At 41.2% G+C, this 22,702-nt stretch carries 17 protein-coding genes; 9 read left to right on the forward strand and 8 right to left on the reverse strand.

The window, feature by feature from the left end; translation table 11 throughout:
* Positions 1-129: 129 nt before the first annotated feature.
* Both gppA and rhlB read right to left on the reverse strand, forming a co-directional pair.
* The gene (gene gppA / locus AN394_RS12315) at positions 130-1,623 is read right to left on the reverse strand and encodes a guanosine-5'-triphosphate,3'-diphosphate diphosphatase (protein WP_055021644.1); all 1,494 of its coding nucleotides are present in this window, start codon (positions 1,621-1,623) and stop codon (positions 130-132) included.
* Between the two features lie 48 nt (positions 1,624-1,671).
* Positions 1,672-2,946 carry an ATP-dependent RNA helicase RhlB gene (gene rhlB / locus AN394_RS12320; RefSeq protein WP_054554680.1) on the reverse strand — a complete coding sequence of 425 codons (1,275 nt, stop codon included), beginning with the start codon at positions 2,944-2,946 and terminating at the stop codon, positions 1,672-1,674.
* A 90-nt stretch (positions 2,947-3,036) separates the two neighbouring features.
* Between rhlB and trxA the strand changes: the two genes are divergently transcribed.
* The 3 genes from trxA (at position 3,037) to AN394_RS12335 (ending at position 6,216) form a co-directional block, all read left to right on the forward strand.
* Complete coding sequence (trxA, locus tag AN394_RS12325; RefSeq protein ID WP_054554679.1) at positions 3,037-3,363, forward strand: thioredoxin TrxA; 327 nt, start codon at positions 3,037-3,039, stop codon at positions 3,361-3,363.
* Positions 3,364-3,544: 181 nt separating this feature from the next.
* Positions 3,545-4,804, forward strand: coding sequence for a transcription termination factor Rho (rho, locus tag AN394_RS12330; protein ID WP_054554678.1), 1,260 nt, complete (start codon positions 3,545-3,547; stop codon positions 4,802-4,804).
* A gap of 161 nt (positions 4,805-4,965) precedes the next feature.
* Complete coding sequence (locus tag AN394_RS12335; RefSeq protein ID WP_055021645.1) at positions 4,966-6,216, forward strand: methyl-accepting chemotaxis protein; 1,251 nt, start codon at positions 4,966-4,968, stop codon at positions 6,214-6,216.
* On the opposite strand, the gene AN394_RS12340 is transcribed toward AN394_RS12335, so the two are convergent.
* The gene (locus AN394_RS12340) at positions 6,189-9,023 is read right to left on the reverse strand and encodes a tetratricopeptide repeat protein (RefSeq protein ID WP_055021646.1); all 2,835 of its coding nucleotides are present in this window, start codon (positions 9,021-9,023) and stop codon (positions 6,189-6,191) included. The genes AN394_RS12335 and AN394_RS12340 overlap by 28 nt on opposite strands.
* Positions 9,024-9,181: 158 nt before the next feature.
* Between AN394_RS12340 and AN394_RS12345 the strand changes: the two genes are divergently transcribed.
* Positions 9,182-9,763 carry a DNA-J related domain-containing protein gene (locus AN394_RS12345; RefSeq protein ID WP_055021647.1) on the forward strand — a complete coding sequence of 194 codons (582 nt, stop codon included), beginning with the start codon at positions 9,182-9,184 and terminating at the stop codon, positions 9,761-9,763.
* 9 nt (positions 9,764-9,772) lie between these two features.
* Here the strand turns inward: AN394_RS12345 and dbpA are convergent, their stop codons facing one another.
* Complete coding sequence (gene dbpA, locus AN394_RS12350; RefSeq protein ID WP_054563669.1) at positions 9,773-11,161, reverse strand: ATP-dependent RNA helicase DbpA; 1,389 nt, start codon at positions 11,159-11,161, stop codon at positions 9,773-9,775.
* Positions 11,162-11,348: 187 nt separating this feature from the next.
* Between dbpA and AN394_RS12355 the strand changes: the two genes are divergently transcribed.
* On the forward strand, positions 11,349-12,305 hold the full coding sequence (locus AN394_RS12355) for a tetratricopeptide repeat protein (RefSeq protein WP_054563670.1): 957 nt from the start codon (positions 11,349-11,351) through the stop codon (positions 12,303-12,305).
* Positions 12,306-12,583: 278 nt separating this feature from the next.
* On the opposite strand, the gene AN394_RS12360 is transcribed toward AN394_RS12355, so the two are convergent.
* Together AN394_RS12360 and AN394_RS12365 are read right to left on the reverse strand one after the other, a co-directional pair.
* The gene (locus AN394_RS12360; protein WP_055021648.1) at positions 12,584-14,542 is read right to left on the reverse strand and encodes a S9 family peptidase; all 1,959 of its coding nucleotides are present in this window, start codon (positions 14,540-14,542) and stop codon (positions 12,584-12,586) included.
* A gap of 110 nt (positions 14,543-14,652) precedes the next feature.
* The gene (locus tag AN394_RS12365) at positions 14,653-15,558 is read right to left on the reverse strand and encodes a DUF808 domain-containing protein (protein ID WP_054563732.1); all 906 of its coding nucleotides are present in this window, start codon (positions 15,556-15,558) and stop codon (positions 14,653-14,655) included.
* Between the two features lie 113 nt (positions 15,559-15,671).
* On the opposite strand from AN394_RS12365, the gene AN394_RS12370 reads away from it, so the two are divergent.
* From AN394_RS12370 to AN394_RS12385, 4 genes are all read left to right on the forward strand, one after another.
* Complete coding sequence (locus AN394_RS12370) at positions 15,672-15,959, forward strand: MliC family protein (protein ID WP_054563672.1); 288 nt, start codon at positions 15,672-15,674, stop codon at positions 15,957-15,959.
* A gap of 85 nt (positions 15,960-16,044) precedes the next feature.
* Positions 16,045-17,511, forward strand: coding sequence for a 4-hydroxy-3-polyprenylbenzoate decarboxylase (gene ubiD, locus AN394_RS12375; protein ID WP_054554671.1), 1,467 nt, complete (start codon positions 16,045-16,047; stop codon positions 17,509-17,511).
* Positions 17,512-17,598: 87 nt separating this feature from the next.
* On the forward strand, positions 17,599-18,312 hold the full coding sequence (gene fre / locus AN394_RS12380; RefSeq protein WP_054563673.1) for an NAD(P)H-flavin reductase: 714 nt from the start codon (positions 17,599-17,601) through the stop codon (positions 18,310-18,312).
* Positions 18,313-18,457: 145 nt separating this feature from the next.
* Positions 18,458-18,874 (forward strand): CBS domain-containing protein, encoded by a 417-nt coding sequence (locus tag AN394_RS12385; RefSeq protein WP_054563674.1) that lies wholly within the window; start codon positions 18,458-18,460, stop codon positions 18,872-18,874.
* A 9-nt stretch (positions 18,875-18,883) separates the two neighbouring features.
* On the opposite strand, the gene add is transcribed toward AN394_RS12385, so the two are convergent.
* Both add and AN394_RS12395 read right to left on the reverse strand, forming a co-directional pair.
* A complete protein-coding gene (add, locus tag AN394_RS12390; protein ID WP_054563675.1) occupies positions 18,884-19,885 on the reverse strand; it encodes an adenosine deaminase in 1,002 nt (333 codons plus the stop codon).
* Between the two features lie 103 nt (positions 19,886-19,988).
* Complete coding sequence (locus AN394_RS12395) at positions 19,989-22,685, reverse strand: CHASE domain-containing protein (protein ID WP_054563676.1); 2,697 nt, start codon at positions 22,683-22,685, stop codon at positions 19,989-19,991.
* Between the last annotated feature and the right edge of the window lie 17 nt (positions 22,686-22,702).

Consider the following 22,702-nt stretch of genomic DNA (forward strand, 5'->3'; position numbering starts at 1 on the left):
ATTATAGGGAGATCCGAATTGAGATCAACTGTTTTTTGAAGTTTTTATGAAAAAAATGACTGTTCGCGCAAAATACGAACGAAACGGGTAAAAATAGCACTAAAAAAGGCCCTGAAGGGCCTTTTAACGTTATTTTACTATGAGCTTCCAACCTACTTTTGCTTGTAGCTTGGACTCTAGTTGCAGTTCACTGGCCATTAATGGGTGATATTTTAACCAATCACCATCAAATGTCAGTGTGAGGGTGTTTTCATTAACACTGAGATCTATCGCTGGTAGTACATCATCTTGGCGACGCATTGATAAGATCACAGCGATCCGTACTACCCTTGTTAAACATTCTGCGAGTACTTGATGACAGCCTAAGTGAGCAAAGCTGTTTTTAACAAGATCAGCACGATGTTCACAAGCAACAGCGGTAATTAGTTTATGCTCAGATTGCGAGAAACCTGGCATATCAGTGTTTTCTATAATGTAAGCTGTGTGCTTATGATAAAGCTTGTACTCTATTAGTAAGCCAATCTCGTGCAATTTTGCTACTGTTCTTAGTAATGCGATTGCATTTTCATCGATTGATTGCCATTGCCCCATCACACTTTTTGCCAACTGCTCTGCAAGTTGCGCAACCCGACAAGCCTGTTTTTGATCTACATGATAGCGATTCATTAAACCATCAACTGTACGCTTGCGGATGTCGTGGTTATGAAGCTCTGGCACCATGCTATATAAAACGCCTTCACGCAATGCACCGCGAGCAAGACCCATTTGTCTTATATCTAGCGATTCAAATAAGGCGATCAATATAGCGAGACCAGAAACAAACACTAGACGACGCTCTTCACTCAAGCCTGGAAGCTCAAGATCAGCAATCGTTTCAAATTGCACTGATTGCTCTTTAATAGCGATAAGTTTATCAAGCGTTATAAGCTCATCTTGGTTTTGTGCAACCATTATCTCTTGAATCGCTTGAACTGTGCCTGACGCACCGCTCGCAATTTGCCATCCGGTTGCTTGGTATTCATCGACAATTTCAGCAACCACTTCACTTGCAGCTTTAATTGCAGCAGCAAAGTTTTCGTTACTGAGCTTTTGATCTTTGAAGTAGCGTTCTAGGAAGGTAACACAGCCCATGTGTAGGCTTTTATAATGCAGTGCATCAAAACCCTGACCGATAACAACCTCGGTACTGGCTCCGCCAATATCGATAACCAGTTGTTTACCGCTGCAAGCTGAGGTATGAGCCACGCCTTTATAGATTGTCTTAGCTTCTAGCTCACCACTGATAACATTGATTTTATGACCAAGGATCTGTTCAGCTTTATGCTTGAATACATCAGCATTGCTAGCAAGACGTAAAGTTGCGGTCGCAACAATTGTGATGTTTTTCTGTGGTATGTCTTGCAGACGTTCAGCAAACAAGGCTAGGCATTCCCAACCTCGTTGCATGGCTTCAGTGCTAAGGACGTTGTTTTCATCAAGCCCTGCAGCAAGCCTTACTTTACGTTTGACTCGACCGATCGTTTGTAGACCGCCAGCAATCGATTTAGCGATCAGCATATGAAAGCTATTTGATCCTAAGTCGATTACTGCATACACATTTTTTTGCGGTTGAAGTTGCCCCACCGTTCAAAAACCTCTAGTTACTACTAAGTCTTCAACAACGGCCGTTTATTACGACCGTGATTTCTGGTAACTATTATTTGGTCGACGTCCGTTGTTATTACGATTACGTGGGCCTGTAGAATAGTTCCGCTTTTTCTGAATAGTAGGCTTAGTTAAATCATCAAGCAATGCACTTTTATCATAATGTGATAATGGAATGCTGTGTTCTATATATTGCTCAATTTCGTGGAGATTATAGGCATACTGTTCACAGGCAAAGCTAATAGCGTGTCCTGATGCACCAGCACGTCCGGTACGACCAATACGGTGTACATAGTCTTCACAATCATCTGGCAAATCAAAATTAAATACATGACTTACTTCTGGGATATGCAAACCACGAGCTGCAACGTCTGTTGCTACTAAAAAGTCTAAATCGCCTTTGGTAAATTGAGCCAAAATTGATTGACGCTTTTTCTGGTTTACATCACCGGTTAATAATCCAACTCGGTGACCATCAGCTTTCATCCATGCATAAACATTCTCACAACTGTGTTTCGTATTTGCAAACACAATCGCTTTATCTGGCCATTCTTCTTCTATTAAAGTTAACAGTAACTTAATTTTGTCATCTTGTGATGGATGGAACAGCTCTTCCTGAATACGCTTACCTGTTTTTACATCAGGCTCGACTTGTACATGCTCAGGGTTAGTCATATGTTCAAACGCTAATTCCTGCACGCGATAAGACAAGGTTGCAGAGAATAATAGGTTTAAACGCTCAGACGTTTCTGGCATACGTCTAAACATATAACGAATATCTTTTATGAAGCCTAAATCGAACATACGATCTGCTTCATCAAGCACTACAACCTCGATTTCATTGAGGGTATAACAGCCCTGTTTATATAAATCGATTAGGCGTCCAGTAGTGCCAATTAAAATATCAACGCCTTTTTCTAGTTGTGCACGTTGTTTTTCGTAATCTTCGCCACCATATACTAATCCTAAGTTAAGATTACAGTGTGGCGCTAAAATTTTTGCATCTTTGTGTATCTGAATCGCCAGCTCCCTTGTTGGGGCCATGATCAGGGCTCTTGGATGTTTACTAGATGCTTTGCTAGATTGTAATAACCGATGGCACGTGGCAGTTAAAAACGCCAACGTTTTGCCTGTACCTGTTTGCGCTTGGCCCGCAATATCGCGGCCTTCACAAATAAAAGGTAGGCATTTCGCTTGAATGGGTGTGCAATATTCAAACCCATTTTCGGTTAAACCGGCAACCACTTCCGGTGCGATAGCAAAGTCTGAAAACTTTTTATCGGTCAAATGTGTCTTAGTCATAGCGTTTAAGCATAACGTTTAAACTTGCAATAAGAAACAAGAGTGTTTAAATACGCATTAAATATTTCGCCTAACTAATCGGAGATCGCAATGAGCGAGAAAATTATTCAATTAACTGACGATAGCTTTGAAGCTGACGTACTACAATCAGACAAACCTGTACTTGTTGATTTTTGGGCTGAATGGTGCGGACCTTGTAAAATGATCGCCCCTATTCTTGACGAAGTAGCTGGCGAGTTTGATGGCCGAGTTACCGTTGGTAAACTTAACATCGACCAAAATGCAGGCACACCACCAAAGTTTGGTATCCGTGGTATCCCTACATTACTTCTTTTCAAAGATGGTCAAGTTGCAGCAACTAAAGTTGGTGCACTTTCTAAAACTCAATTAGTAGAGTTTTTAGAAAACAACATCTAATGAAAATATAAAAAAAGGGCTTTTTGCCCTTTTTTTAGCTTTATTTTGTTTAAAGACTGGACGCCTTGCTAGTGACCTGCTAGTTTATAAAGCCAACTAATCCTTAGTTATACCAACAAACCTCACTCATGTATCAAACGATGATTTTGAGTATGACAATTGTAATAAAGAACCCACCAATATGCATTTACGCGAATTAAAAGACAAGTCTATCAAAGAGCTTGTAAACTTAGCTGAGTCCATGGGGCTCGAAAACGTAGCCCGTTTAAGAAAACAAGACATTATTTTCGCCATCCTTAAAGCGCACGCTAAAAGCGGTGAAAATATCTATGGCGGCGGTGTACTAGAGATCTTACAAGATGGTTTTGGTTTCTTAAGATCATCTGAAGCATCTTACTTAGCCGGCCCAGATGATATTTATGTATCACCGAGTCAAATCCGTCGATTCAGCATGCGTACTGGTGACTCAATTTCAGGCCTTATTCGTCCACCTAAAGACGGTGAACGTTACTTCGCACTATTAAAAGTAAATGAAGTAAACTTCGACAAACCTGAAAATTCTCGCACAAAAATCCTATTTGAAAACCTTACCCCACTGCACGCAAACGAACGTTTACGTATGGAGCGTGGTAACGGTAGTACTGAAGACATCACAGCACGTGTACTTGATTTAGCCTCACCAATTGGTAAAGGCCAACGTGCACTTATCGTTGCGCCGCCAAAAGCCGGTAAAACGATGCTACTGCAAAACATTGCGCAATCAATCAGCTATAACCAACCTGATTGTGAGCTAATGGTACTTCTAATCGACGAACGTCCAGAGGAAGTTACAGAGATGCAGCGCCTTGTAAAAGGTGAAGTAGTTGCTTCAACGTTTGATGAGCCTGCAAGCCGTCACGTTCAAGTTGCTGAGATGGTAATTGAAAAAGCGAAGCGCCTGGTTGAGCACAAAAAAGACGTGGTTATCTTACTTGATTCAATCACACGTCTTGCTCGTGCCTACAATACCGTAATCCCATCATCAGGTAAGGTATTAACTGGTGGTGTTGATGCAAACGCATTACACAAACCAAAACGTTTCTTTGGTGCAGCTCGTAACGTAGAAGAAGGCGGTAGCTTAACAATTATCGCAACAGCTCTTATCGATACTGGTTCGAAGATGGACGAAGTTATCTACGAAGAGTTCAAAGGTACAGGTAACATGGAATTACACTTAAATCGTAAGATTGCTGAAAAGCGTGTATTCCCAGCGATTGACTTTAACCGCTCAGGTACGCGTCGCGAAGAATTACTAACCAAACCTGATGAACTACAAAAGATGTGGATCTTACGTAAGATCGTTCATGAGATGTCAGAAATTGATGCCATGGAATTCTTAATTGATAAGCTTTCAATGAGCAAAACCAATGACGAGTTCTTTGACTCAATGAAACGTCAGTAACTATTCCTAGTTTTTAAAAAATGCCTGTTTAATACAGGCATTTTTTTTGCGTAAAACTAAGGACATAACACCTTAAAAGTTATACTTTTACAGAATAAGTTTATTGGTAATTAACAGAAATTTGTTCTATACATTATAGGATTAAAGGTAAGGACCCCTCAATGACTCGCATTAAAGTAGCTGTAGCTCTATTCTTAATAAGCTTACTTAGTTGTATTGCTAGTTTTACCGTATTTGAATTATCTGCAGCAGCAATGGTTGTATTTGCACTAATTGTTGTCGTTCCTTGGCTTGCTTTGATTGGCTACGTTTATACGACTGAGCACAAACAACAAGATCACCTAAGTTTTTTTGTTTCTAACATTACTTCTGAGCAAGGCATCGATTTCACTTTCCGTTTTGACGAAAATGATCGTCAATTACCACAAGCTTGTCATGCCCTAAATGCAAGTCTGACGATAGTTGAGCACATGCTTGGCGAAATATACTCGTCATCTGCCCGCTTATTACCTATGGCTGATGCACTTCGTGATACCTATGCATCGATGACTCAAAAAGCCACCATACAAGATGCTCATGGTATTGATTTAGCAGATACCATTACCCGCACCATTGAAGTATCGAAAGAGCTAGATAGAAGTTTAGAACAAATTTTTAATTCAGTATCTGATGCCACCAAATCAGTACAACAAACCCGTTTAGACACAGATAAAAGCCAGGCGAGTCTTATCAAGCTTGCCGATAATATTAACCTCACCAGTGAGCAGATTATTTTACTTAAGCAAGATAGTGATGCGATTGGCTCAGTTATTGATGTTATCAATAGTATTGCCGAACAAACTAATTTACTTGCGCTAAATGCTGCTATTGAAGCTGCGCGTGCTGGCGAGCAAGGGCGTGGCTTTGCGGTAGTCGCTGATGAAGTAAGAAACCTGGCTGCCCGCACCAGTAAATCAACACAAGAAGTGCGTGAGATGGTAGCTAAAATTCAGCACAGTACAGAGCAAGCATATCAATTAATGCAAACCGCACTGAAAGAAACCGAGCGCACGGTTGAGCTATCTGAGGCATCAACTAAAGAAACCAATAAAATTGAACAAGCGATGCTAGAAATTAATGCGTTTTCTGAGAGTGTTCATGAGCAGGTGGCGATGCAAAGCCAAATGTCAGATGAAGCACAAACCAGTATTGATGCAATGGTTGAGCTCAATTCCGATGCTCTTTCAAGTTCACAAATACAAGCTGTATCGAGTAAAGACTTGGTTCGCCTTGCCCATACCTTAGACGATAAGCTTTCGATGTTTCATATTACACCACCAGAAACCGATCACGAACAGCGCATCGATCGCTCACGCTTCGATACCAATCAAGAAATTGAAAAAATTCAAGACGGTGATATTGAACTGTTTTGATCAACCGAAGCATTATGTAGTTGCTCAAGTAGCTGAGCAACTAAGCTTGTTAAGTCAGTAAGCTTATCTTGCTTTAATGCCGACTCAAGTGCCATTGCACTCATCGCAACGTCATCTAACTCAAACATTTTAGCCGCGCCACCTATACGGTGAGCATCCTGCTGTAAATTAAACAATTCATAAGCTGCAAGGTGCTGTTGTATTAATGCGCTTTCATGCTCAAAGCTATTGATAAAGCTTGCCACTAAGTCACTCATATCATGCTGGGACTTAGTTGTGGCACTGTCTTTTTTGCAATGCTTAGCAAGTTGCGTGTAAAACACTTTTTTATCAATCGGTTTAGCAAGGTAACCTGTAAAACCAGCTTCAAGGTAACTGTCGATTTCGTGGCTAATTGCATTAGCCGTTAATGCATACACAGGCTGGGTAAAGCCACATTCTTGTAATAGCTTGAGCGCCTGTAAGCCATCCAATACTGGCATTTGAATATCCAGCAGCACCACATCAGGGAATTCCTTGAGACAATGCTCAACAGCTTGCTCACCATTTTCAACCGCAATCACCTCAAGGCCCATCGACTCTAAATAACGAGAAATTAAACGGCGGTTATCGGGATGATCTTCAGCAAGCAGCACTTTACCAGACAATCCCTTTGTTACTGGCTGCACAAACTTTGCAAGCTCAACTGTTTCCGTGCTTGGTGTATGCTCTTTACACGGCAAGTAAAACGAAAATATGCTGCCTTTATTTAGCTCACTTTCAACACTGATATAGCCACCCATCATCATCGCAAGCTGTTGCGATAGGCTTAAACCAAGCCCGGTGCCCCCAAAGCGACGGCTGATGCTATTGTCGCCTTGCCTAAAACATTCAAAGATTTGCTTAAGCTGCTCAGCGTTCATACCAATACCGGTGTCAGTTACACGAAACCATACGCCTTGCTCCACTTTATAGACTTTTAACTCTACTTCACCTTGATTGGTGAATTTAATTGCATTCGCGCATAGATTTATAAGAATCTGTTTAATGCGGGTAAAGTCGAGCTGACTGTAAAACTGTTCGCCAAGCTCATTATGAAATGAAAAGTTCAGCCCTTTATCTTTGGCTTGACCACTAAGCATAGAATGAACATCAGTAAGTAATCGAACTAAATCACCTTCCTTTAGGCTTAACTCTAGCTTGTTAGCTTCGATTTTACTGATATCAAGTACGTCATTAATCAGCTCTTTTAAGTGATCGCTTTGTTTTTGAATAACAGCCAGCTCATCGTTTAACTGCTCTGGTTTATAATAACCATTCATAAGATTATCGGTTTGGCCTAGGATTGCAGTTAAAGGTGTACGAATTTCATGGCTAATATTTGCTAAAAACTGACTTTTAATTTCATTAGCGCTGCGTAGTTGATCTGCGGTTTCTTCAAGCTCTTTGGTTCGTTTAGCAACCATTAACGAAAGTTGCTCTTTTGCCCCTTTTTCAATATTACGGCGATAAATAGTAATCCCCGTCACCACTATCATCACAAACAAGATAAATAGCATAATGCCCAACTGACGTTGTTTAGACATTTCGAGCTCTTGCACATTCTGTAGCTGCTTTAATTCAACAATTTCTTGATTAAGCTGACTTGCTTGGATTTGGCTTTGCAGCTCACCCATAGACTTTAATAATTTTAGGCTTTGCTCGCTTTTGAAAGCGCGAACAAACTCATCAAAACTAGCAACGGCTGCTGCATAGTCACCCTTACCTGACTTAATCAGGGCCATCATTCCGGCGCCGTCTTGTACTCTCAAATCATCTTTATATTGTTTAGCCATAAAAACTGAGGTAGTCAGAGTGGCCTCAGCTTCAGTGAGCTTTCCTTGTAATAACTCAATTTTTGCTTGCGACAATAAGCCAGCTAGCTCTAATGTTTTATTATCAATTCTTTTTGCAAACTCAACGGCTTTTTCTGCATGACTTAAGGCAAGCTCTAAATCACCGGTGCGCAAATACACATTAGCAATATTAGCGTGGCGTGAAGAGAGAAAGTAAGCGTTATTTGTTTCTTGGTAGTAGCGCAAGGCACGCTGATAGTAGTGTAAAGAAAGTTGATACTGGCCAAGCTCAGAGTAAGCCACTCCCATATTGCCATACGACTGAGCAACGCCATCTTCATCACCTAATTTTTGGAAAATCTCTAGCGTTTCTCGATACATATCAAGCGCAATATCATAGCTCGACAAACGAATATAAATACCCGCTATATTGTGTAAAATATCGGCTTTATCTTGCTCGCTACCATACTCTTCATATATTTCTTTCGCTTCTTTGTAATATTTAAGTGCTTGATCCATATTGAACATGTCAAAGTAAGCAAGGCCAATATTACTGAGTAAGTTTGCTTCGGCAATTGGCTCTGGTAGTTTTTCTGCAACGCTTAATGCCTTGCTATACGCAAGCACAGCTTGTTGCATCAAGCCTTGATAATAATAAGTGACGCCTTGCATTTTTAGACTACGAAAATAGCGATTTGGCGTTGCTGTAAAACTTGTTGCTTGCTCAGCCAATTGGTAGTTTTTCACAGCCGCCGAGAAATTACCTTTATCTAGAGCAAAGTCGGCAAGCTGCATGTATATATCGAGGCTTAGTTCTTGATTTGTCGTACTTTGGTTAAGCAGCTTTTTGGCAAGCTGTTGCTTTTCTTGCCATTGCTTGGATTGGCTAAATTGCTCAAGTAGCGAAGTGGATGCAAAGCTAGACTGCGAAACAAACAAACTACAGCTGAACAATAAAGCAGTGAGCAAGCTTACACGCAGTGATGTGAACATATGGCGAAATCCCTTAAAATCAACTTAGCCTGAAAATGAAGTTATTTAAGCTCGGCTAAATGCATTCCCTAGTATCTAAAAACATTAGCGTAGTTTCAAAAAAGCAGCTGTGATAGCGTATACCACTGTAGATTACACTAAAGATAGGCTTGCGAACAATGGTTAACCCACTGATTGATGAGATTTTTTACCTTCTTTTGGAACAGCCTATTTGGAAGGTTCATACGCTTGCCTGCGCACTTAGTGAATCAGGAAAAATAGAGCAATTAGACAATGACCCACAAAAAGATCTGTTTAAACGCAACTTTTTAGTTATGAATGGTCTTTATCAACTACAAGCACAACTTGCACCTGAGCAACAGCTACAGATTGCGTCACTTCACATTGAACTTGTTAGTAAGCAAACGGGTAACGCATTAGAAAGTCATGACCCACTACGGGATTACTATTTAGATTGGCAAAACTTTGATACAACGAGCGATGAAATAGATGCGTTGTTAAGTGATTTTTGGCAGCGTTTTTCGTCATTTAGCCCAAACAAGGGCATTCACTCATTACCTCAGCAGCAGCTATTAGAATTACAACAGGCGTGGCAGCTACCTACTGATTTTTCAGAAAAACAGTTACAAAAGCGTTGGCGACAACTGGCATTAAAACACCACCCAGACCGCCAAGGCTGTGCAACTGAGTTTAAGAAAATACAACTCGAATATGCGCAACTTAAAGCAAGCTGCTCATAACTCAACAATTTACCTGCTCAAACGTCGCGCACGGATCTTGCGTTTTTTAATATTACCTTCAGTCAATTTACGTAACGCAGGTTTTGCAGCAGCTCGCTCAACAGCAATAAAGGCCACATTATCAAGTACGTTAATTTTACCTACCTGATGACCGGCAACTCCCTCTTTGCCTGTTAATGCACCTAAAATATCACCGGCACGAATTTTTTGCTTCTTGCCAGCATCAATCATAATGGTTGCCATGGTTGGCTTATAAGCGGGCTTTTCTAGCAAGCTAAATGGCGGAATTGGTTCAGGGTCAAAATCACGCTCGTAGTGGTCGCCAATTTGTGCCACTTTAAATTGCTCAGCTTCACCATAAATAGAACATGCAATACCCTTTTTACCTGCTCGACCAGTACGGCCAACACGGTGTACATGGGTTTGTGGGTCATGCGCTAGGTGGTAATTCACTACCATGTCCATATCGTTGATATCTAAGCCACGCGCGGCAACATCCGTTGCAACAAGAATACAGGCGCTTTTATTAGCAAAGCGAATTAAAGTACGCTCACGTTCACGTTGATCTAAATCACCGTGTAAGGCAACAGCACTAAACCCTTCAGCATAAAGATCATCACAAATCTGCTGTGTTTCAACCTTGGTGTTACAAAAAACCACACAGCTTTCTGGTTGGAACTTCAACAACAACAGCTTCAATGTATTAAAGCGCTGTTTATTATTATCTAGCTTGTAAAAGTATTGCTTGATTGTGCTTTTTGTTTGCTCTTCTTCTACCTTAATCATTTCTGGGTTGCTAAGCACTCGCTCAGCTATCGCAGCAATTGATTTTGGATAAGTCGCACTAAACAATAATGTTTGGCGTTGGGTAGGAATGCACTCAACAATAGCATCAAGGGTATCCTGAAAACCCATGTCTAGCATTTGATCAGCTTCATCTAACACTAGGGTCTCGACATCATCTAAACGCAATGTGCCTTTGCGAATATGGTCATCAACACGACCAGGAGTACCAACTATGATATGCGCACCATGCTCTAATGAGCCAATTTGTGGACCAATAGAGACACCACCACATAAAGTTAAAACTTTAATGTTATGAATACCACGGGCAAGCTTACGAACTTCTTCAGCTACCTGCTCTGCTAACTCTCGGGTTGGACATAAAATGAGAGACTGAATACGAAAGCGTTTCACATTTAACTTAGCCAGCACACCTAAACTAAATGCAGCCGTTTTACCCGACCCCGTTTTGGCTTGGGCAATAATATCTTTGCCTTGCAAGATCACTGGCAAACTTTGCGCTTGCACTGGCGTCATTTGCGTATAACCTAAAGTTGATAAGTTATCGGTTAACTCTCGCGGCAAAGCCAAAGATGAAAAAGCAGTAGCAGTCACAGTAATATTCCAAACTTGATAATTGAGGGACATCCTCGAAGATGCTGTGGATCATAGCAGAGAATGTGCTGTTTCTCTAAACGAAAACACTGTTCAGCATATTTAATTCATATTTGCTTACAGTTTGCTGCTTTCTAACTCTCTGCATTTGTTCTAGTTTATTGATAGCAACCTTCAGGAAGAAACTATGCTTCTATTTAATACCGCTGCAGCTGATGTTTTCTATAAAAAACAAAAAACGTGCCCTCACTGTCATAGTGAACATTATTCTTTAAGCAATCACAGTAAAGTTTTGCGCTTTACTATTTTGCCCATCATGCCACTTTCTATTAATTATCAAAGACAATGTGATGACTGTGGCTATGTTACTCCTGCACCTTGGTATTCACTGCCCGCCTTAGAGTTAGCGTCGTTTATAAAATACTTTATTGGCCTATTCATTATCGTTTACCTATTAACAAATGCATTAATCGGTGCGAATGAACAAACTGAAAATGAGCAAAATTACTTAAACGAGCCAAAGTTATTTGATACCTATTTTGTCTATTCAGATAAATTTACTGGCAAACCAAAACGTATTAACAACTTAAAAGTAGCTCAGCTCGTTGAATTTGATGACAAGGACATGACTTTTAGAGTTGCTAACTACACTTACAAATACAATAAAGACATCGAAATTGCCATGCGTACCAGCATGCTAGTTCAAGATGATTACTTTTCTAGTAAAACCCTGACTTTCAGTAAGTCACAAATACAGCAGCTTTATGATGAAGGCAGCATTTATAAAATTATGCGACCTGAGCTTTATAGTTTATTTGGTGGTTTTGTTATGCACCCCCCTAGGCCTAAGCCTTTATATACGGGCGTTAAGCTCGATAAACATAATCAGGAAGGGATTACTTACTTCAAAGATGGCTTATACGAGGAAGCGTTGAAAAGTTTTACTCTGTCTGCGGAAGATGGTTATGCATGGGGGCAATTAAACTTGGGTCAGATGTATCGTGATGGCCAAGGGACAGAAGTGAATAACGAAAAAGCAGCTTACTGGCTCAACAAAGCTACCTTACAAGGGAATCCTAAAGCAAAGATTGAGCTCGCAGAGCTATGCTTGAGTTACGATTGTAGTAAATTGAATACTCAATAATCTATTACCCATAAATATCACACATAAGAAACCAGCCTAATTATATGGTTCTCACTATTTACTTTGGATTTGTTATGTTATAACATTTTTGTACTGACGTAGTATTTATACTCTTTTAAAGCCGAGTTACTCTCCCTGCTCTGCTTTTGAGATTACGCAGCCTGATGAAAGAATCATCTTTTGAGTTTGTATAACTTGAAGGAAGACCTTGCACACTAGCACGCTTACGTTCCCGTGCTAAATCCTTGCCGGCGAGCTTGCTCGCCGGCACTTTTCTTTTAAAGCTTTAAATGATCATCTAAGAAAGCCAATACTTTTTTATAGTAAAGAGTGCGGTGCTCTTCTTTATAAAAACCGTGGCCTTCATCATCTAGAATAGTGATTTCATATGGGTGCTTAGCTTTTTTCAACGCTGCTTCTAATGATTCTGCTTGCTCAATTGGCGCACGTTCATCTTCACCACCATGCACAATAAGCACAGGTGCTTTTAGCTTATCGACATTATAAGCAGGCGAGAATGCTTTTAACTCAGCCTCATCTGTACCAATCACTGTTTTTAGGAAATTAACACCATAGCTTCGGGCTTGCGTGTCACCTTCTTCATACATAAGAGGCAAGTCGTAAACCCCCATCAGGCCAATTGCACACTTGAACATATCCGGCTCGATAATCGCGCTTTGTAGTGCTGAGTAACCACCGAAGCTGGTTCCCATAATACAAATATTATCTTTATCAACTGTGCCGTCATTAATTAATAGTTTCACACCATCAATAATGTCGTGTTGAATATTTTGCCCCCACTGGCGATAGCCAGCTTCTTGGAAGTTCATACCAAACCCTTTCGAGCCTCGGAAGTTAACCTTTAATACCGCCATACCTTTATTGGCTAACATTTGTACTTCTGGATCGTAGCCCCAGTTATCACGTGCAATTGGGCCACCATGTGGCATAACAACTAAAGGTAAGTTTTTCTCAACTTTGCCATTTGGCACAGTTAAATAAGCAAGAATTGTTAAACCATCGCGGCTTTTAAAACGCAGTGGTGTGGTTTGCGCCATATCTTTTTGGTTTATCCAGCCACGCGCAGAGAATAACGCTCGTAATTTATTGGTATTCGCGTCATATAGATAATATTGCCCAGGGTTTATATCGCTCGATGCGAAAATAATATTTTTTGAATCATCTTCTGTACTGCTAACTAGCTGTACTTGACTGCCTGGCAGTGCGCCCAATAAATCTTTAAGACGCTGCGATTTAGGCGAATTGCTATCAACAAACGCATAGCTTGGGTAGTCAGCCTCGGTTTCTATGGCAAATAACTCTTTAGAGATTTCATCAACCCAAATATGTGACGGTGAAACATGCTTATCTTGAAAGATTTTCGTCACTTCTTTGGTTTTTAGGTTAATCTTAATAAGGCTTTCTGCTTCTCCACCCTTTGATGCAGTGGCATATACAGACTCGCCAGATTTATCAAATGCCTTTAATGAAATATCGGTGTAATTAATACCTTCTAAATCGAGCTCTTTCCAAAAACCGCCTTCGGGCTCTCGTACATGAAGTGTCGCATTGAGGTAATCGTCACTTGATTCAGCGATACGAACGTTACCATCATGGTCCGTTAGAAATTCACCCATAGGTGCTGGTGATCGCGTAATTAAAGTGCGCAGACCGCGATATACATCGACTTCATAAACAACGGTAGTTGGTTCATTGGTTGCAGTCCACGGGTAAGTGACAACCAAAACTTTTTTATCATCATGAAGTAAGGGATCTAAAAGGTATGACGTTCCTTGAACTGGTGTTTGCTTTTTTAACCGAGTACCAGTTTGCTGTTCACCATGGTAACCAATTACGTATGCGCCACGGCTACCATCGACGTTCACGGCAAATAACTCACCATAATAAATAGGGGTATCTTGCCAACCTTTTAAATACTCTTTTTCAAGAATAACACGCTCGTTGTTAACCCAATGGTATTCGCCAACCTGTGCATTACCCGGAAAAGCAACCGCATGGGTTACTGCAAACTTGGTTGTATCAACAATGATGAGTGAATTTTTACCTTCGTGTTTTTTTATAGCTGCGACGTAGTTGCCATCAGGAGAGATAGTTACACGACTAAAGTCATTACCTTTACTAAAGTCTTCTACTGATAATTTTGCAGGTTTAGCGAAGCTGGTAAATGATAGCGTAAATAACGCTAGTCCCAGCACAAAAGTGAGATATCGAGACATGATTAACTCCATTTAACGATTTAATTATTATTTTTAACTGAGCAATAATAAAGCAAAGACCCTATATTTGCTACAAAAATTTAACAAAACAACCCAATAATGGATGCTATTTAGCGACGAATTTTGTGCCAAAGTTCAACCACTAACACAACGATAACCCCGGCAATAACGCCTAATAAACCATCAAATATAATCGGCGTAGCCAGCTCACCCGTTTTACCAAGTAAACCCGTAATAAACTCTGTGCTGCCTTGCTGGGCGTGATGTAAAACGGGGATCCCATGTACCAATATGCCTCCGCCAACTAAAAACATAGCAACCGTTCCTGCAAAGGCTAAAAAGCGCATTAACTTAGGCGCTGCAGCAAGTAAAAACTTACCTACTAACTCTTTAAACTTACCGCCACTTTGCTGCGCTTTTTGCAGTAAATACAAACCAGCATCATCTAGTTTAACAATCCCTGCAACTAACCCATACACGCCAATGGTCATAATAATTGCTATTACACTAAGCACTAAAGCTTGATTCACCAGTGTAGCGCCAGCAACCGTGCCTAGCGTTATCACGATAATTTCTGCTGAGAGGATAAAATCAGTGCGGATCGCCCCTTTCACTTTTTGCTTTTCGTATTCTTGTAAGTCTTGTTGTTCAGCCAGAGTTTCATCTTCTTGTTGAGCATAACCAAACAGCTTTTCGATAATTTTCTCTGCACCTTCAAAGCACAAAAACAGCCCGCCAACCATTAACAGCGGAGTAATTAACCAAGGCAACCAAACACTAATCAATAATGCTGCGGGCACTAAGATGGCTTTGTTAATAAACGAGCCTTTTGCCACAGCCCAAACCACAGGCAACTCTCTATCGGCAGTTACCCCTGTGACTTGCTGAGCATTAAGAGCCAGATCATCACCTAACACCCCTGCTGTTTTTTTTGTTGCGACTTTACTCATCGTCGCAATGTCGTCTAAAAGTGTTGTAATATCATCAAGTAAGGTTAGTAAATTTGTGCCTGCCATGGTGGTTCCTTGCCCATTAAATACACTATCAACATAACTTATCCTGCCATTTTCACCAACGGTTAATTTTTCTTTGTTAGGCTTATAGCTCATTCAAAAATAGAGGTGTTTCTATGATTAAACCACTTCTCTCAGGGCTCGCTTTAGTTACCTTGTGCGCGTGTGCTGAGCAAAGTGCACCAAGCAATTATCTGTGCGATGAGACCCTCAGCGCCAGTATTGTTGAATACAGTGATGAGGAAGCAAGACTGACATTTAAGGAGAGTGAATTTTTACTCAATCGCCAAGTAAGCGGCTCAGGGGTTAAATACAGTGCCGATAATGTGCTGTTTTGGTCTAAAGGCGATGAAGCCATGCTGATTTTAAAAGGTAAAAAGTACCAATGTAGCTTAACTCAGTAATAGCAAAAGCTTTGCTTGCGAAATTAGCTTAATCAGTGGTTTTGAGTATAATAGCGACAGTTTATTCAGCGTTTAAGCGGCTATAATGAAATACAAAGATCTTCGCGAATTTATCGAGTTATTAGAACAAAAAGGTGAATTAAAACGGATCAAACAAGAAATTGATCCTTACCTTGAAATGACCGAAATTGCCGACCGTACTTTACGTGCCGAAGGCCCAGCTCTGTTATTCGAAAACCCTAAAGGCCACACTATTCCCGTTCTTGCCAACCTTTTTGGTACGCCTAAGCGCGTTGCAATGGGCATGGGGCAAGATGATGTTAGTGAACTGCGCGAAGTGGGTAAGTTATTAGCTTTTCTAAAAGAGCCTGAGCCACCAAAAGGCATTAAAGAGGCACTAGGGCAAATCCCAGTATTCAAACAAGTACTGAATATGCCAGCTAAAGAAGTAAAAAAAGCGCCTTGTCAGCAAGTTATACTTGAAGGCGATGATGTTGATTTAACTAAGTTACCTATCCAACATTGCTGGCCAGGTGATGCTGCTCCCTTGATCACATGGGGTCTAACGGTTACCAAAGGGCCTTATAAAAAGCGCCAAAACTTAGGTATTTACCGTCAGCAGCTATTGGGTAAAAACAAAATTATTATGCGTTGGCTATCGCACCGCGGTGGCGCATTAGATTTTCGTGAATGGTGTAAAGAGCACCCAGGCGAACCTTACCCTGTATCTGTCGCATTAGGTGCCGATCCTGCGACAATCCTAGGCGCTGTAACACCAGTACCAGACACCCTAAGCGAATATGCATTTGCTGGTTTACTACGCGGTAGTAAGACTGAAGTTGTTAAATCGGTTTCAAATGACCTACAAGTGCCTGCTACCGCAGAGTTCGTACTTGAAGGTTATATTATGCCGGGTGAAACAGCACCAGAAGGCCCTTATGGCGATCACACCGGTTACTACAACGAAGTAGACGAGTTTCCGGTGATGACGGTCACTCACATTACACATCGTGAAAACCCAATTTATCACAGCACTTACACTGGCCGTCCACCAGATGAGCCAGCAGTACTCGGGGTTGCTCTGAACGAAGTGTTCGTACCAATTCTGCAAAAGCAATTCCCTGAAATTGTAGATTTTTATCTGCCACCTGAAGGCTGTTCTTATCGTATGGCTGTGGTCACCATGAAAAAACAATACCCGGGTCATGCTAAGCGCGTAATGATGGGGGTGTGGTCTTTCTTGCGTCAATTCATGTATACCAAGTTCGTGATTGTTTGCGATGATGATGTAAACGCACGCGACTGGAACGACGTAATTTGGGCCATTACCACACGTATGGACCCTGCTCGCGATACGACGATGATCGAAAACACGCCAATTGATTATTTAGATTTTGCATCGCCAGTTTCTGGCCTTGGCTCAAAAATGGGCATGGATGCGACTAATAAATGGCCTGGCGAAACAGATCGTGAATGGGGTGAGCCCATTGTCATGGATCCAAAAATCAAAGAACGTGTTGATGAATTATGGGACAGCTTAGATATTCTCTAGGCTGTGACTATGTTAAACTGCTCAAAATTTAACGGTTATGAGTGCGATTCATAACCGAATTTGCTTCTGTGCTTATAAAGGTAAACTATGCAAACACTACTCGCTGACGTTGTTGCGATCAGCCCGCTTACAGACCATGTACATAAGGTCATTTTGAAACCACAGCAACCTGTGTCATTCGAGGCAGGCCAATATATGCAACTTGTATTAGGCGAAAAAGATAAGCGTGCCTTTTCTATTGCAAGCCGCCCGTCGCAAACTGAACAGATTGAACTACATATTGGTGCCGCGGGTGCTGATTCGTATGCAATGCAAGCGCTTGACCATTTACGTCAAGCTCATACAGAGCAACAGCAAGTTAATGTTGAAGTAGGCTTAGGTGTATCACAGCTGCGAGTTGAGGGTGAGCGCCCAATTATTCTACTTGCTGGCGGTACAGGTTTTTCTTATGCCAAATCAATGGCTGATCACCTTGCTGAAATCGGCTGTGAGCGTCCTGTATTATTTTACTGGGGTGTACGTGAGGAAGCTGCACTTTATGCTCATGATGAAATGCAAGCATGGGCAAACAGCAACCCACATTTCCAATACATTCCAGTAGTTGAAAATGCGCCGCAAAGCTGGAATGGCAAAACCGGTTACGTCCACAAGGCTGTTATGGAAGATATCGTGTCTTTAGAACCATATGATATATACATGGCAGGCCGCTTCGACATGATTGGCGTGGTTCGCGATGATTTTATTAATCATGGTGCGGTACGTGAGAACATGTACGCCGATGCATTTGCATTCATTAAATAACTAACTCATACCGGTTATTTTTAAGGCATCCAATTGGATGCCTTTTTTATTTGTTTTACCTATCGCCTTAATCCGTCTAAACGATTTCACAAACTGCATTTCCTTGACCATACTCTGATTAGAATAACGATGGGGAGAGACCCAAATGCTAAATACAAAAGTACAAGACTTTATGCAACGTAAGTTGCCACACATTACGCCTGAAACTGAAATGACCACCGCGATTAGCGAGCTGCAAAAGTTTAAATTACTAGGCGCACCTGTATTCGATGACAACAAAAGCCTAGTTGGCTTTATTTCTGAACAAGAGCTGCTGCAACCGCTCATGCAAAACAGTTATTTCTGTGATGGTGTAGTGAAGGTAAAACAGCTAATGCGCACCGATGTTGTCACGGTAAGTAGCGATCAAAACATCATAGAACTGGCAGATGGCATGCAAACTGGAAAGCCAAAAAACTACCCGGTTATCGAGGATGGTAAGGTTGTTGGCATGATCAGCCGAGGAGACGTGCTCAAGGCATTGTATGAAAACTATGTCTCATGCCAAGAGCACCAAGTGTAAGTTAGCTGCTTAACGATTAACAGCTAACTGTTTTAAAGCAGCTTTATCTGCATCGCTTAAATAAGCAATTTCAAGCGCATTAGCTTGCGCTTTTTCCATATCGGCTTGGCTTAAGCCTGCCGCAGGTGCTGCTACTTGATACTCATACGCTATTTCAATACCTTCAACTGCTGGATCATCAGTATTAATTGATGCCAAAATACCATGGTCTAAGAAGGTTTTTAACGGGTGTTTTGCAAGCTCAGCAACAGTGCTGGTTTGAATGTTACTGGTTAAGCAAGACTCAATACCAATGCGATTATCACGTAAGTAATCCATTAGTGCAGCATCTTCAATCGCTTTTACACCATGACCAATACGCGTTGCACCAAGCTCGTTAATTGCTTGCCAAATGCTTTCGCTACCTCGCGCTTCACCGGCATGAATCGTGGCAGCTAAGTATGCATCGTGAACTTGTTTAAAGTGATCAACAAATAGCTCACCCGGGAAACCTATTTCATCGCCAGCTAAATCAACCGCGACTAAATCATTTTTAAAAGCAAGAAGCGCATCAAGCTCTTGCTGACAGATTTTGGTGCCATATGTACGCGACATGATGCCGATTAAGTTAGCTTTAATTGGTGCGTTATGACACGCACTTTTTACACCATCAACCACTGCTTCAACAACACCTTGCGGGTGTAGGCCTTGGCTTTGCGCCATATAATATGGGCTAAAACGAAGCTCAACGTAATCGAGGTTTTGGGCAATCGCATCTTCAACGTTTTCGATAGCAATACGACGACAAGCATCGTAATCACCCAATACTTTTACACCCCAATCTAGCTTTTGTAAAAACGCCACTAAATTTGGTTCAGGGTCGATAACCTGTACGTGCGGAATAAGCGCTTCAATGTTGTCAGCAGGTAATTCAAGATTAAACTGACGACCAAGGTCTAAGATCGTTTGTGGGCGAACATTACCATCTAGATGACGGTGAATATCAAGCAAAGGGAGTTTGTTATTGATCATAATTAGCACTCAGGTTCAGTAAATTTGCGCGGATCATACGTACCCACGGCGATATTTCAAGTTTAGATGATTTTATTTACTTTTTAGAGGTCAAATGTCTGCTTTAATGGCTGCTAGCATTATGCAAAAAATGCCACAAAGTCTTAAAAAGTTTTTCTGCATCAATTGGTTTAGTTAAATAACCATTCATACCACTGGCTAAACCTTTCTTAAGGTCATCATCATGGGCATTTGCCGATAAGCCAATAATCGGTAAATCGGTGATCAGCAACTTATTACGAATAACCTTAGTCGCTTGTAAGCCATCCATATTCGGCATTTGAATATCCATAAGCACAAGGTCATAGCTTTTTTCACTGATCATCTTAATAGCCTCGTGGCCATCTTTAGCGATATCAGGTTGGCAGCCTTTAGTTTTTAAAATCGAACTCGCCACATGTTGATTCAATGGGTTATCTTCAACCAATAAAATTGCATCATTGGCAAATGAAACAGCAGTCACATCGATATCAGCTAACTCATCATCACTATGAATCACCTCTTCAAGAGGGGACTCAAATGGCAGCGAAATTGTAAACGTTGAACCTTGCCCCTCAGAGCTAGTTAGGCTTATCTCGCCTCCCATCATAACAATGAGTTTTTGACAAATACTCAAGCCTAAACCTGTGCCACCAAAGCGACGAGAGGTTGAGCTATCGGCTTGTGAGAATGGTTTAAACAGTCGCTGCTGGGCCTCTTTACTGATGCCGATACCCGTATCAATAACACTAAAATAAGTAAATTCACCCTGCTGCCAAATACGTAATGTAATCGTGCCTTCTTGAGTGAACTTCACCGCATTGTTTAACAAATTCAACAATACTTGTTTTAAACGAATTGGGTCGGTATGGATAAGTAGGTGTTCAGAAGCATCAAGCTCAACTCTAAATTCTAAAGAGCGAGAGTTAAGCTCAAACTGCAATAAGTTAGTCAGCTCACTAACCAACGCATTCACATCTATTGGTTCTTGATGTAGCTCCAATCGCCCCGCTTCTATTTTAGAAAAATCTAAAACATCATTGATTACCCGTAATAGTACATTCAGTGCACCATCGGCTTGATCAATATAACCACGGGCTTGTTGCCAGTCAGGCTCTTGCATTGCTAAATAATGCAAACCCTTAATACCATTAATAGGCGTGCGTATTTCATGGCTCATATTCGCCAAGAACTCACTTTTAATTTGGCTGGCTTTATCGGCTTTTAATTTTTCTTCGCGAAGGCTTTGAGTTTGCTTTGCCACTTGCTGACGAATTTGAATATTAGTACCAGTTACAGAAATCAAAAAGGTGATCAATAACCAAACAAACAGCATACCGACTATTTGCGCCAACCAATAAGGCAACCATGACGACTGTGCAACTGATTCCCATAATTTTACCTGCCAAACGCGCTCACCAATAATAAAGTTGAAGCTCGCAATAGCTGTTGTACCTACACGGTGTGGGCTGTAAATTTCGACAGGATTACTGCCGTCAGTAACGTCATAGAAGCTGGCATCGATATCAGTGTTCTGATTAAAATTAAGTGTTTGTGCTAACACTTCTAAATTGACCACGGCGACAACATAACCTCTAAATCCGACCTGGTGATTAATGTCTGAATAAACTGGGTTGAAGAATAAAACGCCCTTTTCGTTACCATCACCTTGCATCAGGGTAATAGGCTCACTGACGGTGACATTCTTAATTAACCGAGAGTCAGTTAACGCTTGTTTACGTAACTCGTTTGAGGCTAAATCAAAGCCTTGCGCTGGTTCGTTCCCTGCTAAAGGATGAATATATTGCACCGGAAAATAAACCGTTCGCTTACTCACCGGCTGCCACTGCCCTGCAGCATTTTTTTCTTTCACATAATAGTCAGCGCCCAGTTCATCACGCAGTAAATTTTGATAATTATTTAGTTGTGAGTGAATAACCTTAGGTGCCCACTCAAGGGCAAGAATTTCTTCGCTGTATTGTAGTTGCCTTGATGTGAAGCGCTTAAATTCGTCAAAATCAACCATGTCACTACTAGCAAAAAAAGTTGCGAGTAAGGCTAAGTGCGACTTAATTTCATCAACTTGGTGTTCAAGGTTCGTGTGAATAGCACTGACTTTAGCTTGCTGGCGCTGTAAGTCTTTGTCTTTTTTTACACTGGCTGCACCATAAAAGCTGACACAAATAACCACGTAAATTAATAGCGACGGCACAATGATTTGCAGCCGTTGGCGAGTATGATGGTAACTAAATGCCGCTAAAATTAATGGCGTGAATATCAGTACCCCAATGCTATCGCCAATCCACCATGCGATAAAATTATTAAGCGCCGCATAACTCGGAATAATATTGTTAATTACCAGTAAGCCGGTGCCAATTGATGCAGCAATCAAGCTACACAAAGGGCCGCCAATCATTAAACCAAGCATACTTTGCTTTAATGATGATAATTCAATCGGGCGTTTAACGACATGAATGATAATGTAATAGGCAAGCCAAGCTTGGAATGTAGATGCAGTTGTTACGCCAATTGCCTGCAGCATCATTTGCCAGTGAAAAATATCAGTGGCTTTATCAAGGTGAATAAGGTTTACAAAGAATGCCCCTAGCAGAACCCCTGGCAAGGCACGATTTCTAAGTAGCAAGATACTGGCAAGCGCAATACCTGAAGGCGGCCATGCTGCAACCGCATAGCCATCAATCGCCAGCAATGAATTACTTAAGTACCCTGTAAGAAAGTAAGCAAGTGCAATGCTTATTGTCAGTGTAAATAAGTTCTTCAAGCCATCGCTCCTTTGCT

Origin of the sequence: Pseudoalteromonas sp. P1-26 (genome assembly GCF_001401795.1) — a bacterium.
GTDB lineage: Bacteria > Pseudomonadota > Gammaproteobacteria > Enterobacterales > Alteromonadaceae > Pseudoalteromonas.

Coding starts and splice junctions, on each gene's coding strand:
- rhlB (WP_054554680.1), bottom strand. CDS start 2,946: ATGACTAAGACACATTTGACCGATAAAAAGTTTTCAGACTTTGCTATC.
- trxA (WP_054554679.1), top strand. CDS start 3,037: ATGAGCGAGAAAATTATTCAATTAACTGACGATAGCTTTGAAGCTGAC.
- rho (WP_054554678.1), top strand. CDS start 3,545: ATGCATTTACGCGAATTAAAAGACAAGTCTATCAAAGAGCTTGTAAAC.
- AN394_RS12335 (WP_055021645.1), top strand. CDS start 4,966: ATGACTCGCATTAAAGTAGCTGTAGCTCTATTCTTAATAAGCTTACTT.
- AN394_RS12340 (WP_055021646.1), bottom strand. CDS start 9,023: ATGTTCACATCACTGCGTGTAAGCTTGCTCACTGCTTTATTGTTCAGC.
- AN394_RS12345 (WP_055021647.1), top strand. CDS start 9,182: ATGGTTAACCCACTGATTGATGAGATTTTTTACCTTCTTTTGGAACAG.
- AN394_RS12355 (WP_054563670.1), top strand. CDS start 11,349: ATGCTTCTATTTAATACCGCTGCAGCTGATGTTTTCTATAAAAAACAA.
- AN394_RS12360 (WP_055021648.1), bottom strand. CDS start 14,542: ATGTCTCGATATCTCACTTTTGTGCTGGGACTAGCGTTATTTACGCTA.
- AN394_RS12365 (WP_054563732.1), bottom strand. CDS start 15,558: ATGGCAGGCACAAATTTACTAACCTTACTTGATGATATTACAACACTT.
- AN394_RS12370 (WP_054563672.1), top strand. CDS start 15,672: ATGATTAAACCACTTCTCTCAGGGCTCGCTTTAGTTACCTTGTGCGCG.
- ubiD (WP_054554671.1), top strand. CDS start 16,045: ATGAAATACAAAGATCTTCGCGAATTTATCGAGTTATTAGAACAAAAA.
- fre (WP_054563673.1), top strand. CDS start 17,599: ATGCAAACACTACTCGCTGACGTTGTTGCGATCAGCCCGCTTACAGAC.
- AN394_RS12385 (WP_054563674.1), top strand. CDS start 18,458: ATGCTAAATACAAAAGTACAAGACTTTATGCAACGTAAGTTGCCACAC.
- add (WP_054563675.1), bottom strand. CDS start 19,885: ATGATCAATAACAAACTCCCTTTGCTTGATATTCACCGTCATCTAGAT.